15 protein-coding genes are annotated in these 13,650 nt (G+C 48.5%); 10 read left to right on the forward strand and 5 right to left on the reverse strand.

Annotated features, from left to right (window positions below; translation table 11 throughout):
- The 4 genes from ED901_RS17160 to uraH form a co-directional block, all read left to right on the forward strand.
- Positions 1-425, forward strand: a 425-nt coding sequence (locus tag ED901_RS17160) for a hypothetical protein (RefSeq protein ID WP_162997893.1), incomplete at its 5' end; no start/stop codon positions are given.
- A gap of 97 nt (positions 426-522) precedes the next feature.
- The gene (locus tag ED901_RS17165; RefSeq protein WP_122096637.1) at positions 523-1,176 is read left to right on the forward strand and encodes a helix-turn-helix domain-containing protein; all 654 of its coding nucleotides are present in this window, start codon (positions 523-525) and stop codon (positions 1,174-1,176) included.
- 53 nt (positions 1,177-1,229) lie between these two features.
- Positions 1,230-2,630 carry a Xaa-Pro peptidase family protein gene (locus tag ED901_RS17170; protein ID WP_122096638.1) on the forward strand — a complete coding sequence of 467 codons (1,401 nt, stop codon included), beginning with the start codon at positions 1,230-1,232 and terminating at the stop codon, positions 2,628-2,630.
- 291 nt (positions 2,631-2,921) lie between these two features.
- Entirely contained in the window at positions 2,922-3,332 is a 411-nt protein-coding gene (gene uraH / locus ED901_RS17175; protein ID WP_122096639.1) for a hydroxyisourate hydrolase, read from the forward strand.
- Between the two features lie 83 nt (positions 3,333-3,415).
- On the opposite strand, the gene ED901_RS17180 is transcribed toward uraH, so the two are convergent.
- Positions 3,416-4,051 carry a TetR/AcrR family transcriptional regulator gene (locus ED901_RS17180; RefSeq protein WP_122096640.1) on the reverse strand — a complete coding sequence of 212 codons (636 nt, stop codon included), beginning with the start codon at positions 4,049-4,051 and terminating at the stop codon, positions 3,416-3,418.
- A gap of 195 nt (positions 4,052-4,246) precedes the next feature.
- Between ED901_RS17180 and ED901_RS17185 the strand changes: the two genes are divergently transcribed.
- Positions 4,247-5,392 (forward strand): NADH-dependent flavin oxidoreductase, encoded by a 1,146-nt coding sequence (locus tag ED901_RS17185; RefSeq protein ID WP_205965118.1) that lies wholly within the window; start codon positions 4,247-4,249, stop codon positions 5,390-5,392.
- Between the two features lie 426 nt (positions 5,393-5,818).
- Positions 5,819-6,439, forward strand: a complete 621-nt coding sequence (locus ED901_RS17190; protein ID WP_122096641.1) for an acyl-homoserine-lactone synthase — start codon at positions 5,819-5,821, stop codon at positions 6,437-6,439.
- Here ED901_RS17190 and ED901_RS17195 read toward each other — a convergent pair.
- On the reverse strand, positions 6,411-7,160 hold the full coding sequence (locus ED901_RS17195; RefSeq protein ID WP_122096642.1) for a LuxR family transcriptional regulator: 750 nt from the start codon (positions 7,158-7,160) through the stop codon (positions 6,411-6,413). The two genes, ED901_RS17190 and ED901_RS17195, sit on opposite strands and share 29 nt — an antisense overlap.
- Before the next feature lie 367 nt (positions 7,161-7,527).
- Positions 7,528-9,009: a PLP-dependent aminotransferase family protein gene (locus tag ED901_RS17200; protein WP_122096940.1), complete on the reverse strand. Its 1,482-nt coding sequence runs from the start codon at positions 9,007-9,009 to the stop codon at positions 7,528-7,530.
- A 100-nt stretch (positions 9,010-9,109) separates the two neighbouring features.
- Between ED901_RS17200 and ED901_RS17205 the strand changes: the two genes are divergently transcribed.
- Complete coding sequence (locus ED901_RS17205; RefSeq protein ID WP_122096643.1) at positions 9,110-9,568, forward strand: GNAT family N-acetyltransferase; 459 nt, start codon at positions 9,110-9,112, stop codon at positions 9,566-9,568.
- A 32-nt stretch (positions 9,569-9,600) separates the two neighbouring features.
- Here ED901_RS17205 and ED901_RS17210 read toward each other — a convergent pair whose 3' ends face one another.
- Both ED901_RS17210 and ED901_RS17215 read right to left on the reverse strand, forming a co-directional pair.
- Complete coding sequence (locus ED901_RS17210) at positions 9,601-10,119, reverse strand: ClbS/DfsB family four-helix bundle protein (protein ID WP_122096644.1); 519 nt, start codon at positions 10,117-10,119, stop codon at positions 9,601-9,603.
- Between the two features lie 153 nt (positions 10,120-10,272).
- Positions 10,273-11,166 carry a LysR substrate-binding domain-containing protein gene (locus ED901_RS17215; protein WP_122096645.1) on the reverse strand — a complete coding sequence of 298 codons (894 nt, stop codon included), beginning with the start codon at positions 11,164-11,166 and terminating at the stop codon, positions 10,273-10,275.
- A 142-nt stretch (positions 11,167-11,308) separates the two neighbouring features.
- On the opposite strand from ED901_RS17215, the gene ED901_RS17220 reads away from it, so the two are divergent.
- The 3 genes from ED901_RS17220 (at position 11,309) to ED901_RS17230 (ending at position 13,478) form a co-directional block, all read left to right on the forward strand.
- The gene (locus tag ED901_RS17220) at positions 11,309-12,175 is read left to right on the forward strand and encodes an SDR family NAD(P)-dependent oxidoreductase (RefSeq protein WP_122096646.1); all 867 of its coding nucleotides are present in this window, start codon (positions 11,309-11,311) and stop codon (positions 12,173-12,175) included.
- Positions 12,172-13,020, forward strand: coding sequence for an SMP-30/gluconolactonase/LRE family protein (locus ED901_RS17225; protein ID WP_162997894.1), 849 nt, complete (start codon positions 12,172-12,174; stop codon positions 13,018-13,020). The genes ED901_RS17220 and ED901_RS17225 overlap by 4 nt, the downstream gene beginning before the upstream one ends.
- A gap of 62 nt (positions 13,021-13,082) precedes the next feature.
- Positions 13,083-13,478: a VOC family protein gene (locus ED901_RS17230; RefSeq protein ID WP_122096647.1), complete on the forward strand. Its 396-nt coding sequence runs from the start codon at positions 13,083-13,085 to the stop codon at positions 13,476-13,478.
- Positions 13,479-13,650 lie beyond the last annotated feature (172 nt).

Here is a 13,650-nt window from a genome sequence, read left to right on the forward strand (position 1 = left end):
GCGATGATGCTGTTGCGACGGTGTCTGATACCGGTTTAGTGACCTTTAAAGGGAAGGGGGCGGTGAAAATCACTGCGCGTCATAATGAACAGAGTGTCTCTATGACCCTTAATCCTCAGTTGTTCTTTGTCATGGGTTCGACAAATAAGACGTGGGATGACGCAAAAACGGAGTGCGAAGGTATGGGCGGACGTTTGCCTACGATCAGCGAGCTGAGCGACGGAACAAACATTCGTAACGTTCCGGGTAATGGATTATGGGAAGAGTGGGGGCAAAGTATTCAGGATGTTCGACATACTGGCGTTGTGTTCTGGTCTACATCGTCTAACGGTGCCAACAGTTATTTATACGCTTATCTTTCGGATGGGCACCTCAGCTCAAACAGATCTACTGTTACGGAGGGCTTTGCCTGCATCCTGAACTGAAAACGGTTCTGGCTACCGTCAATATGAAAGAAAATGAAAGAAAAATACGCGGCTATAATAAGAGGCAGGTTGATTTTCACTGTTTAAGAGTAAAGCTATGACACGCCCAAAATCTGAAAACCTTATTGTAGCCGCGCCGGTGAAGCCCGCAGAGTCCATCAGTAAACTGATAAATTCTCTCTCGGGCCTGTCCCGGCCTCTGGCGGCAACCCGTGGACGCGAGGGGATAAAGCTCATTGATGAGCATTCAGAATTCATCGTAATTCTGATTTTAGAAGGCAGCATTGAGATCTGGCGTAATCGTGATGAACTTCTGGTCGCCACCTCTTATGCCCCGGCGATCATCGGGCTGCAAGGCTCTGAATTCCGCTATCAGACACACACCTTCACGCCGCAACCGGAAAGTAAGATTGCCTGGTTATCACACCAGACGGCGCTGGATGCCATCAAAGCGCATGATCTGATGGAAGACATGATCACTTATCAGTCGTATATGAACGACCAGCAGACGTATCGTGACTTTCTGATGATCAACAGCTCCAGTTATGAAATTATCTGCCGGCTATTGACCGAGATTTCTGAACGTCCTGATTTTAGCGAGATTCGTGTTGAACAATACATTCTGACGCGCACGCGGCTGGCGCGAAGCGGTGTGATGAAAATGCTTGCTGACCTGCGTTTCGGCGGATTCATCGAAATGGAAAAAGGAAAACTGTTGCGTATCAATCTCCCATTCCCTAAAAATTACTAAAATCCGCGTTGAGGAAGCGGAATCGCCTGCACGCTCGTTTATGGAGAATGACAATGAACCCGTCCCAACACCGTTTTGCACTCACCACCGTCCCGCCACCGAAAACCTTTCCCCACGTGAGCACGCCCGTTATCAGCGATAAGGTCATGGCGCTGCGTCTGAAGAACATTGTGACGGCTTTGCATCAGCACAAGCTCGATGTTCTGGTGATTTACGCCGATAAAGAGCATGGCGGAAATTTTGAATACCTTGCGGGCTTTATTCCCCGTTTTGAAGAAGCGCTGCTGGTTGTGACCGCTGACGGTGAGCTCAGCTATGTGATGGGCAATGAGAACCTCAAACTGGTGCCCCATGCGCGAAACAAAGGTAAATGCCTGCATGCTCCGGCCTTCTCACTGCCGAATCAACCGATGGATAACGATGCACCGCTGACAGAGGTTTTGGCCGATGCGGGGCTGACGCGCGGAAGCCGGATTGGCGTTGTCGGCTGGAAGTTGTTCACCAGTACGCTTCACGACACGCAGTATCAGTTTGATGTACCGGCTTTCATTCTTGACGCAATTATTGATACGGCAGGCGAGCGGGAAAACGTGGTCAATGCGACCGCGCTGTTCATCTCGCCCGCGCACGGCGTGCGTCGTTTAAATACGGCCAGTGAAATCGCTTTTTATGAGTTCGGTGCCAATCTGGCATCCACCAATATATTGGCCGCGTTGGATAACATTGCACCGGGTAAAACAGAAAGACAGATCGGTCAGTTACTGGCTGCTGACGGGCAACCGGGCAACGTGGTGATGATTGCCGCCACCGGCGATCGTTTCGCTAATGCCTGTTTATATCCCACCGACAAAGTGATCCAACGCGGCGACAAATTCTCGCTGACCGTTGGGTTCAAGGGCGGGCTGACCAGCCGTTCAGCGTATGTTGTGGCGGCAGAAAATGAACTGGCGCCTGGCGTGGCCGACTATCTGCTGGCGCTGGCGATCCCTTATTATCGTGCGGTCACCACCTGGCTGGAAACGCTCCGGCCCGGCCTGACGGGCGGTGAACTTTATCAGACCATTGAAAACGTCATGCCGAAGGCGCAGTGGCACTGGCATCTTAATCCGGGGCATCTGGTGGCCGATGAAGAGTGGCTCTGCTCGCCAGTCTATGCCAACTCGCCGATAGCACTTGAGAGCGGCATGATATTTCAGATCGACATCATTCCTTCGCTGCCCGGCTACGGCGGATGCAGCATTGAAGACACGGTCGCACTGGCGGATGCGGCATTGAGACATGAACTGCAAAGCCTCTTCCCGGAGGTCTGGCAACGCATGGAAACCCGCAAAGCCTATCTGCGGGATGTGCTGAACATCAGCGTGTCAGAGGATGTCATTCTTCTCTCTAACACGGTGGGATATCTGCGTCCGTTCCTGCTGGATAAAGGCAGGGCGTTGGTGCGTCAGCCCTGAACATATCGCCAGCGCCTCGTGTGGCTGGCGAATAATACCGCTGTTATTTTCGTTATCCTCCCCGATATTCCAGAAAACGCCTCTCCCGAATGATTATTACAAAATTGTCATCAATTTGACATTAAGCTGTTAGTCACTGGCAGGTAAACTCCGTGTTATTCAAACAATATGATCCGATGTCCTCACGTCATCTGTTTAAATAAACTCAGACGCCGGGTGTGTTAATAACACAACCTCGCGGATAAATAAGTCATTGTCAGAGATAACCTCAAAATCAAAAAGGATGAACGCATGTATAAAAGTAAATTGTTATTGGCCGGTATTATTCTGAATGCTCTTTATATGACATCAGCCGTTGCAGCGAACCCTCTCAGCGTTCATGTTTTAAACTTACAAAGCGGGCTGCCATCAGCCGGCGTAAGCGTCTCTCTCGACAAGCAGGAAGGGGATAAGTGGGTGCATCTGAGTAATGGTGTGACCAATGAGCAGGGGCGTATTCCTTCTCTTTACCCGGATGAAAAAGTGATCGAAAAAGGGAATTATCGCGTGACGTTCAAAACCGGAGAATGGTTTGAAAAACATCACACGCCGACCTTCTTCCCGGAGATCCCAATTATTTTTAAAGCGGATGGTTCAGTGCCGCATTATCATATTCCTTTACTGATTAGCCCTTATGGTTTCTCAAGCTATCGAGGAAATTAATAACGGTTTTTAAACCATCAGTTATCCCATTAAAAATACAGTTTGTATTTTCTATTCATCAACCGTCCTCTGAGGACGGTTTTTTATTGCGGGGTATTTGACGGGCGCGGAAGCAGAAGCACCGCCTGTCGGGCGACGCGTTTCAGTTCCTCCTGCGTGATCCCGTCTTGCGCGGGAATAGACATCCCTTCCAGAAGCGTATTCAGCGTCAGGGCAATGCTCTCAATGTCGGTATCCGGCGGCAACTGGCCCGCCTCTTTACCTGCCTGCAGGCGCTGCCTGAAATACACCCGGCCTTCTTCTCTCAGGGCTTTGACCGTATCGTAAACATCCTTCGAATCTGGCGAGACATTGATAGCAGCAAGGACCACCAGACAGCCGCAGGGAGCATCCTGAGACGTCAAAATGACGGCAGATTCCTCGAAAAAGTCACGAATAGCGTCATGCACATTCGGTTGCTGAAGCATTCTTTCCCATGGGGCATCCCAGTAGGTCGTTTCGTAATAGTTGACCGCCTCGAGAAACAGCCCAGCTTTACTGCCAAAGGCTGCGTAAAGGCTCGGCGGATTGATCTCCATCACCCGGCAAAGCTCACCGACCGAAGCGGGCTCGTACCCACATCGCCAGAACAAACCCAATGCGCTCACCAGGGCTTTTTCCCGGTCAAAATTACGGGGTCTTCCGCGTCGTGCGGGGGTGCTGTGCGTTGAATCTGTCATATGTCCAGCCTGAGGAATTAAGAAAAACTGATGGCTCACTATACAAGATTTCCGCGCGGCTGTAGCGGGGAAAGGGGGCCGATGGTGCTATTACTTATCGATTGATACATAAATGCGGGCAAGGGCTTGCTTTTTTATTTAGTGATCGTTATAAATATGCGCATGTTTAGCGATCACTACAGAATGGAAAGCACGATGATGAACCCGAAATACGCGCCTTTGTTTGAACCCTTTACCCTGAACAACGGCGTCACGATCAAAAACCGTTTTACCGTTGCGCCAATGACGCATTATGCCTCGCACGAAGATGGCAGCATCAGTGACGAAGAACGCCACTTTTTGACCGATCGCTTTGACGGTTTTGGCCTGTTTATCGCCGCCGCCACGCTGGTTTCCCCGGAAGGTAAAGCCTTTGTCGGCCAGCCTGAAGCCATCGGTGAAAAAGATTTACCCAGCCTGCGTGAAGTGGTCCGCATTGCTAAAAAACAGGGTGCCACAGCGGTTTTACAGATCCACCACGGCGGGCATCTCTCCCTCCCTGATCTGCTCAATGGCCGCGAGATGGTCGCGCCTTCTGCTGATGAGGCATCAGGTGCCCGTGCCCTGACCGGTGAAGAGATACGCGACCTGATTTCTGCCTTCGCCAATGCCGCACATTTAGCCATTCAGGCCGGATTTAACGGCGTCGAAATTCATGGCGCGAATAATTATCTGATTCAGCAGTTTGTCTCCGGTGAAAGCAATCGCCGAACAGATGAGTGGGGCGGCAGCATTGAAAACCGTCTGCGTTTCCCGCTGGCAATCGTTGATGCAGTAGTGGCCGTGAAACAGAAATACGCCTCCGACCAGTTTATCGTGGGCTACCGTTTCTCCCCGGAAGAGCCGGGCGAGCATGGCCTGACCATGCAGGATACCTTTGCCCTGATTGACGCGCTGGTCGAAAAACCCCTGCAGTACCTGCACGTTTCTCTGTGGGATTTCTTTAAAAAAGCGCGCCGTGGCGCCGATACATCCGTTGCCCGTATGCAGCTGATGCACGAACGCATTGACGGCAAACTTCCGCTGATCGGCGTCGGTAACCTGTTCACCGCCGACCAGATCCTCGACGCTTACCAGACTGGCTGGGCGGAGTTCATCGCCACCGGTAAAACCGTAATGATGAATCCGGATCTCATCCGTCTTATTGCGTCAGGTGAAGAAGACAAGATAGTGACAGCCGTCGATCCGCATAAAGAAGACCGTTACCGCATCCCGGATAATCTGTGGAATCAGAATATGCAGCGTCTGTCCTATCTGCCGCCGGTAAAAGATGACGTTAAATGGCAGTCTCCGGACATTTAAAACCCGCCTGAACACATTCTGCGTTTTATCCGTTATGGCCAGTGAATGAGAGGGCTTTCTCACTGGTCATGCCGTCTGCTCCAGCCCTGCGGCATGCAGGGTGTTATCCGTAAGACCAGACAACACAGCAAGTATCAGCCAATCACCGTCAATCATTTCGTTTTTTCAAAATAGCGCCTGGCGTCACCCGAGATGTGCCTGCGGATTACGCTTTGCTCAGATTTGAGTCAAATCAATAAACGCGCAGGTATTGTTGCGAAGGCGGGATCGGAACGATAACTTCCCTGTTAGCGAGGTTTGATGAGATATTTATTATTTTAATGACTTCCAGTTATTCCGTTCATTTTCGGGTCGGCGGTTACCCGGTTTTGTAGGATAATGATGTACGGTTTACGGGAAACAACGCTTTAATAACAGGGTGATGGGATGCTTGAACTGTTTGACGTGAGCTATGAAGAGCTCAGAATGACCAGAGTAGATGAACTTTACCGGCTAAGAAAAACAACTTTCAGTGATCGTCTGGGATGGGAAGTTGTTTGCCAACAGGATATGGAATTTGATGAGTTCGATAATGACTCAACACGCTATATTCTCGGGCTGTATAAGGGGAAACTCATTTGCAGCGTGCGATTTACCCCTCTCGACCAGCCAAACATGATAACTCACACGTTTCGTGCGTGTTTTGATTCGATTCCACTCCCTTCTGCGGGCGTTGAGTCGAGCCGTTTTTTTGTCGACAAATTGCGGGCCCGGGAGCTTCTCGGCGAACGTTATCCTGTGAGTCAGGTACTTTTTCTTGCCATGATAAACTGGGCTCAGGACAACGGACATACCGGTATTTACACCATCGTAAGCCGTGCCATGTTGACGATATTGAAGCGCTCAGGCTGGCAAATACAGACACTTAAAGAGGCATTTCTTAGCGAGCGGGAACGCATCTATCTGATCTATCTTCCTGCCGGAGAGGACGATCAGCGGATCATGGCCAGAGGACTTAACGGCCAAACAGCCTCTGTGTTTACCTGGCCGCTGACGCTGCCGGTATAATCAGTTCCAGTTCAACGCCCAGCCTGATTGCCTGGCGGGCGTTACTGACACCCAGCTTAGTAACGACATTTCCCATATGAAACTTTATCGTACTGACTGAAACGCCGATAATCGTCGCAATCTCTGCATAGGTCTTCCCCATACTGGCCCAGTAAAGCACCTCATTTTCACGGATGGTGAAAATGTTATTTTCCTTTCTTGCCGTAATTTGACGCCCGCGGGCTGATAAACCGCCAACAAGCCGATACATCTGTTCATTTATATCGATGAGAAGCATCTGCAGGTTCCCACGCTCAGAAGTGAGTCGCTCTTCCAACTCTTGCTGGCTGTGGTCGGCAATGATGATAGACAGCAATGCCAGGTTTCCCATCTGGTCATGCAGCACAAAGGTATAGCCATTGAGAATGTTGTACTGCCTTGAAAGGGTGAAGATTTTTGTAAATTTCAGGTCAGACATGAGCGTGATGTTTTCATCCCACGCAAAGGGAGAGGTTCTTTTGAATGCGGTGAGTATTACCGGGTCGGTAAGCTGAAAGTTGTTGGCCCGATAGAGATTGACCCACTCATCAGGATAACTTGAGATGATAAGGACTTCCGCAGGGTTTTTTTTCCTCACGACTGTATAAGCGTAGTCGGGGCTGCCAAGCGGAGACAGTTTCCGCTCGATATAATCTTTCAATGTTTCAGTGATCGTGTGATTTTGTTCAAAAGCACTAAACATACTGACTCCCTGAGGGGCTGCTTATCCCTTAATGCCGACATCTATACTTAAGTACAGGTTTTTTCAGGACTTAAGTATAACTTACGGCCCATTACTATGAATGATACTTTCATCAACGAAAAAGAAACCTCACACACTGCTCCGAACAATGTGTGAGGAGGCCAATGGACGGCCAACACCAGGGAAACACTCGTTGTAAAAAAACATAATAAATTAAATTTTAAGAATATAAAATTTTTTTGATACAAAAGCGCCCATTGGGTGCTTTTTTTTTGCCAAAGTAACCCGACGAAAAGACGAGTAAATTTGTCTCTCTGCGGGCATATCCGTAAGCATATTGGTTCAAGGAAGAAGAGAGGGACGGGTATCAACAGGTGAATATTTGAGCGAGTTTTTTTATACCGTCAACGATTTCCGCAGGTGAGTGCGCCGCAAAACCCAGCAGGATGGCCTGGCTTGTTTGGGGTGTTTGGCAATATCGCGAAAGAGGTTGTGCCCCCAAACCCACTTTACGGCACTGATCAATCACATAAGATTCATCAATTTCCTCCGATAACCAACAGACAACGTGAATGCCTGAATCTGAAGGTTTGGCGGAAATAATTTCGGGTAAATGTAACTGTATGGCTTCAATCATAACCCGTTGGCGTTCGTAGCATGCTTTTCTCACCCGCCTGACGTGACGTGCATAGTGTCCTTCAGAAATGAAGGTGGAAAGTATGATTTGCTCTAAATAAGACGTCCGAGTATCTGCATAATATTTAGCAATCTTGAAAGACTCGACTAAATTCTCCGGCACGACCAGAAATCCTAAATTAAAACCCGGGAACATCATTTTAGAGAATGAACCCGCATATATTACCCTCTGTTGTTTATCCAGTCCCTGGAGAGCTTGTATGGGCTGACCGGTATATCTGAATTCACTGTTATAATCATCTTCAAAAATCCACATTTTATTTTCAGATGCCCAGTCAAGCAGGGCCATTCTTCTGGATAAACTCAGTGTGCCGCCAAGAGGAAATTGGTGGGAGGGCGAAGTGAAAATCATTTTTGCAGATGGCCAGTGTTTTATGCCGTAGGAAATATCCATGCCATCCTGATCACTGACGACAGGGCGAACTGTTGCACCCACGGAGGTAAATGCGCCTAATGCACCATCATATCCTGGTTCATCTAACCAAACTTCGTCACCTTTTTGCAAAAGAACCTGCGCTGCAAGATTGATCGCTTGTTGGGTCCCATTTAAAATTATGATTTGTTTATCAGAACAATTTACGCCACGCGTGGTGCGAACATATTCACAAATCGCCGACCGCAATGGTTTATACCCCAAAGCTTCATTGAGATCCCAATCCTGATGGCGAAACTGACGCCAGATCCTTCCCAATAACCTTCCCCAAAGTTCATACGGAAACAAATCTACACATCCCACGCCGATATTAAATAGCATATTATTTCCGGCGTGTGGGCGGGTCATATCCCATACTCTTTTCATTACGTTCATATGGGGGTTGAGATCATTTCCATTGTTTTCACTATTTGGCTTTTTATGCACTGAGATGGATTTAATTTTAATCACTTCATCAGGAATAGTGTTTGTGACATAAGTCCCTGACCCACTTTTGGTCATGAGATAACCTTCATCAATGAGGCGTTCTACACCAGATAAAACCGAGTTTCTTGAAATTGACATCATCTCAGAAAGTGTTCTGCTGGAGGGGATTTTCCTTCCCGATTTAAGCTGACCATTCAATATCATTTCTTTTAAAGCCAAATAAAACTGCTCTTTAATTTTTCCTTTTTTGAGCAATAAACTCGGGAAGCTGGCAGCATTTTTTTTCGTGACCAAAGTGGACCCATAAACTATCAATAAAGTGTACCTTTTATGATACCACTATGCGGGTTACTCTTTCATCCACAAATTCGTGAGGTTCTGATAAGGCATTAATATGAAAGATGAAAGTTTAAAAATCGTAGTGGCACCCGTGGAAGAAATGGATTACTCCCGGTGGCTGCCATACTGGTTGAGCTATCAGGCGTTTTATGAGGTTCAGTTGTCTGAAGACATTACAAATGAAACATGGAAGCGTTTTTTAAATCCTGATGAAGAGATATATTGCGCAGTGGCAAAGAAAGGGCAGGAAATTCTCGGCTTCGTTCACTATGTTTTTCATGGTTCAACATGGTCTGTAAATGAATTCTGTTATTTGGAAGATCTTTTTGTTGCCGAAAACACCCGGGGCAAAAACATAGGAAAACATCTTATCGAATACGTTAAACAAAAGGCCAGCGAGAAACAATGTGCAAGACTCTACTGGCATACACAGGAAAAAAACGTCACAGCGCAGCGACTTTATGACCGGGTAGCAGAGAAGCCAGGTGTCATAGAGTACAGATTACCTCTCTAAACAAGAAAAGGGGGAGAAGTTCTCAGCGTTCTTTATTTCAAGCTGATGTTATTATTTTTCGCCCATTTCCTTAATCTGCCATTAGCATTGGCATAGGGTGAAGATGTGTTGAATGATATCATTCTCCCCATAGTCCATTTTGTGTACCAGGGTTTACCATATAAATCGTCATCAGTGCGTTCATCAATAAGTTTCACTATGTGATCTTTTACTGACTCGAGCTCAGTCATTAACGCCTTATAATTCAATTCGCGATAATCAGAGTAAAATTTTTGCGCCAGAAGCCCAAGTTGATTCCACTTAAAACCGGTTTCAGGAAAATCAACGGGCAATCCTTTCTCATCGTAAGTGATCCACTTTACAACCAGAGTATTCCAGCCGATCAGGTAGGAAACCAGATCATGAATACTCATTTCAGTGCCCTTGCTGTGTCCTTCCATTAATTTATCGGAGGTGAGTTCAGGGGGAATGACATTGAGATAGCTGATTAATTTATTAAAATTTTTATCAATGGCTAAAAGCAATTCGGATTTTGTCTGCGGCACATTCATACTGAGTTACCCCCGCTTCAGAAGAAAACGATAAAAACGCTATGTGATGTTTCACTATCAATAAATTATGCACTTCCTGCCTGAAATAATCCCCCTTTGTCTTCTTTCCCCATAGCGAAAAATGACTACTGACGTCCAGAGATTTCCCCGCCGTTACTCAACGGTAGAAAGGACGAAGGCGCGGGCCGAAGGTGACAAATGGCGATAGCCGATGACGAGGTCGAATTCAATTCCAGGGCCTGATAAGGGATGATAGCTAATCTGGTCACCCCGAAAGCCGCTCATACTTTGAGGAACGACAGATACGCCTCCTCCAACAGACACCAGTGACAGCACGGCATGCATCCCGTGAGCTTCCTGATTAATGATCGGCACAAAGCCTGCTTCAGCACACAGGCGGATAACCTGCAAATGAAAGCTTCGCCCCTCAGGCATTGGCCACAAAATGAAGGGTTCGCCTGCAAGCGCGGCAAGCGTAAGGTCTGAGCGCTTACTCAAAGGATGATCTTTTGGGATAGCCATACACAGACGATCAGTGTCGAAATTTACCTGTTCGATGTCATCAGCCTTTTCAGCAGGGGGGATCAGTACACCGATGTCTAACGTCCCGTCTCGCAGCGCAGCAATCTGTGCGGCGGTTGTGGCTTCTCGCAACTCAAGCCGTACCTTCGGATGGCTTGCCCTGAATTCACGAATAATATCGGGCAACCGGCCGTAAAGTGCGCTTCCTACATAGCCCACGCGTAAAAAACCCGTTCGACCTTCAGCCACATCCAGCGTAGAAACAATGGCTTTTTCAGCCTGTCGGAGGGTTTTGCGTGCCTCACTGACAAACTTTTCTCCCGCAGGCGTCAGGCCAAGTACGCGGTTACCACGCTCGATAAGAGTGACGCCGAGATCTTCCTCCAGCTTCTGTATGGCACTGGTCAACGGAGGCTGCGACATGTTCAGACGTTCCGCGGCCCGATGAAAATGTAACTCCTCCGCGACAGCAATGAATTGCTCCATTCTGCGTAAAGTGATCTGTGCCCGGCTTACTGCCGCCATCTCCGCCATCCTTCTTGTGATTGAGCCAATCTTCTCACGATACAATTAAAGTATTAAGAAGCCACCTAAAGAGTATTTTATATATCAAAGGTATCACTCTATGTTGTTTTCACAATAACTGAATGGAAACGACGAGGGGTGCATGGTGGATTTTAAAGGTCGGGTAGTGCTTATCACCGGTGCGGGGCGCGGATTGGGATTCGCGTATGCCCGCTGTATTGGTCAGCTTGGTGCAATGGTTTTGATTCAGGATATCGGTGCCAATTCTGACGGGGAGGGGGCCAATCCTGATATTTCAAAAAGGGCGGCAGAGACACTTCGGCTGGAAGGGCTGAATGTACACGCGCTCCCAGGGGATCTGGCCTCACGCGAGAGCTGCCATAAATTGTGCACAGACGCCCTTAACGTCGCAGGCCGGCTGGATGCTGTGATCCACAATGCGGGTTGGGTGGCGTACGAGAATATCGAGTCAATAGAGGAACGTTCTTTTGACCATATGATGGCCATTGCCGCTAAGGCACCTCTCTGGCTTGCACAGGCGGCATGGCCTGCGATGAAAGCTGCGGGTTATGGCCGTATCATCATGACGACATCTTGCCGGGCGCTTTATCCGCAGTATGTTCAGCAGGGTCTTGCCTCCTATGCGGCAGCCAGGATGGCCGTGATAGGACTTACCCATGTCCTTGCCAGTGAAGGCAAAAATGATGGCATTATCGTCAATGCCGTATCACCCGTCGCCAAGACACGGATGTGGGGAATTGAGGGAGAACCTGACGAACTCCACCCTTCGGAAGTAGCACCGGGAGTGGCCTATCTTGCCTCAGCAGAATGCACCGAAGGAGGATGGATCCTGCGTGCCGCGAACGGGCAATTCCATGCAACCAAAATGATGGAGGCCGCCGGTGTGGACTATCCGAGAAATCTTCGCGCTGTTAAAGCATCCACCGCTCAGGAAGTTGCGCAGAACTGGCACTCGATCGCGATACCTCATGTGGAAACGCGACAGTGAATGGCGTATCGGTGGTATTTCCAGGCAAGGCCGTACTGGGCGAGTCACCCCTCTGGAGCCGCTCAAGAGCCCGGCTTTTATGGGTTGATACTCTTCGGGGCTCTCTCAATTTTTTTGATCCCGCAACGGGCCGGAATGTTGCACATGCCATGCCCGTGCCGCTGGGCTTTGTCGTGGAGAAAAATACGGGAGAGTTGATTATTGGCCTGGGTTGCCATGTTGAGCTACTAGACAGAGCAGGGAAGAGGCGAAGGATCGCCACTGCGCCACACGCACAGGAGGGCTTTCGTTTCAACGATGCGAGCCTGGACTCCGCGGGCCGCCTGTGGGTTGGGCTGATAGATGAAGAACTGAAAGACGGTTCAGGGTATTTGTATCGTCTCGATCCAGACGGTAAGTGGCACACCGTCGATTCTGGTTTCACGCTTATCAATGGAATCACCTGGAGCCCCGACGGCAAAACACTCTACGTAACAGATTCCCGGCGTGGCGTCATTTACGGATATGATAACGACCCCGGCTCAGGCGAGGTCAGTAACAGAAGGGAAGTTATCAGCATTCATCCCAAAAAGGGTAAGCCAGACGGACTTATCGTTGATCAGCATGGATTTCTCCTGAGTGTCCTCTTTGACGGGGCTGCCATCGCGCGGATATCTCCGGAAGGAGAAATCGAGCGATGGATTCATCTTCCGGTTCAGCGCCCGACAAGTTGTTCCTTTGCAGATGATGATCGTTATCTGTATGTCACCTCAGCACGACTTGGTCTGTCGGAAACGCTTTTAGAAACGATGCCTTATTCAGGGGCTTTGCTGAGAATCGACTACAGGCGTGCACTGGAACGGTGAGTGTGTTTTGCAGACTGCTTTGTGCCAGTTATGATGAATACAAATAAAACAGAGAGGTATTTATGGCATTGCAGCATATGAGGATAGCCAGACCTGTCAGCACACTAAGCAAAAGTTGTGCAATGTACTGTAACGGGCTTGGATTAGAAAAAATCGGTGAGTTTACAGATCACGATGGATTCAGCGGATACATGTTAGGGATGGATGGTTTACCCTGGCACCTTGAATTCACTCAGTGTCATGCACATCCAGTGTTACCTTCGCCTTCTGATGAAGATCTCCTGGTTCTATATTTTCCTGAGAAAGACAGTTGGCTAACCACCTGCGCAAATATGGATGATGCTGGCTTCGCCAGAGTTAAATCATTTAATCCTTACTGGGACCGCAAGGGGGTGACCTTCCAGGATATGGATGGATATAGGGTTGTTATTCAGAACATGCACTGGGGCAAGGTCTGAGTTCAGTTTGTGGACGGGGGTTATATTTAATTTTTCCCAAACGGACATTCAATGCATCGAAGGAGGGAATGCGAAATTCCACACCTGAAATGATTAAACACGCCAGTTATTTAACATAATATACATTATACGTACTTATTTACGGCGAACTACAGCTTCTTCTTTTTCGATA

The sequence above is a fragment of the Rahnella sp. Larv3_ips genome (assembly GCF_003697865.1).
Classification (GTDB): domain Bacteria; phylum Pseudomonadota; class Gammaproteobacteria; order Enterobacterales; family Enterobacteriaceae; genus Rahnella; species Rahnella rivi.

Excerpts from the sequence above, each read along its gene's own strand:
- ED901_RS17165 (WP_122096637.1), top strand. The coding sequence starts at position 523 with ATGACACGCCCAAAATCTGAAAACCTTATTGTAGCCGCGCCGGTGAAG.
- ED901_RS17170 (WP_122096638.1), top strand. The coding sequence starts at position 1,230 with ATGAACCCGTCCCAACACCGTTTTGCACTCACCACCGTCCCGCCACCG.
- uraH (WP_122096639.1), top strand. The coding sequence starts at position 2,922 with ATGTATAAAAGTAAATTGTTATTGGCCGGTATTATTCTGAATGCTCTT.
- ED901_RS17180 (WP_122096640.1), bottom strand. The coding sequence starts at position 4,051 with ATGACAGATTCAACGCACAGCACCCCCGCACGACGCGGAAGACCCCGT.
- ED901_RS17185 (WP_205965118.1), top strand. The coding sequence starts at position 4,247 with ATGATGAACCCGAAATACGCGCCTTTGTTTGAACCCTTTACCCTGAAC.
- ED901_RS17190 (WP_122096641.1), top strand. The coding sequence starts at position 5,819 with ATGCTTGAACTGTTTGACGTGAGCTATGAAGAGCTCAGAATGACCAGA.
- ED901_RS17195 (WP_122096642.1), bottom strand. The coding sequence starts at position 7,160 with ATGTTTAGTGCTTTTGAACAAAATCACACGATCACTGAAACATTGAAA.
- ED901_RS17205 (WP_122096643.1), top strand. The coding sequence starts at position 9,110 with ATGAAAGATGAAAGTTTAAAAATCGTAGTGGCACCCGTGGAAGAAATG.
- ED901_RS17210 (WP_122096644.1), bottom strand. The coding sequence starts at position 10,119 with ATGAATGTGCCGCAGACAAAATCCGAATTGCTTTTAGCCATTGATAAA.
- ED901_RS17215 (WP_122096645.1), bottom strand. The coding sequence starts at position 11,166 with ATGGCGGCAGTAAGCCGGGCACAGATCACTTTACGCAGAATGGAGCAA.
- ED901_RS17220 (WP_122096646.1), top strand. The coding sequence starts at position 11,309 with ATGGTGGATTTTAAAGGTCGGGTAGTGCTTATCACCGGTGCGGGGCGC.
- ED901_RS17230 (WP_122096647.1), top strand. The coding sequence starts at position 13,083 with ATGGCATTGCAGCATATGAGGATAGCCAGACCTGTCAGCACACTAAGC.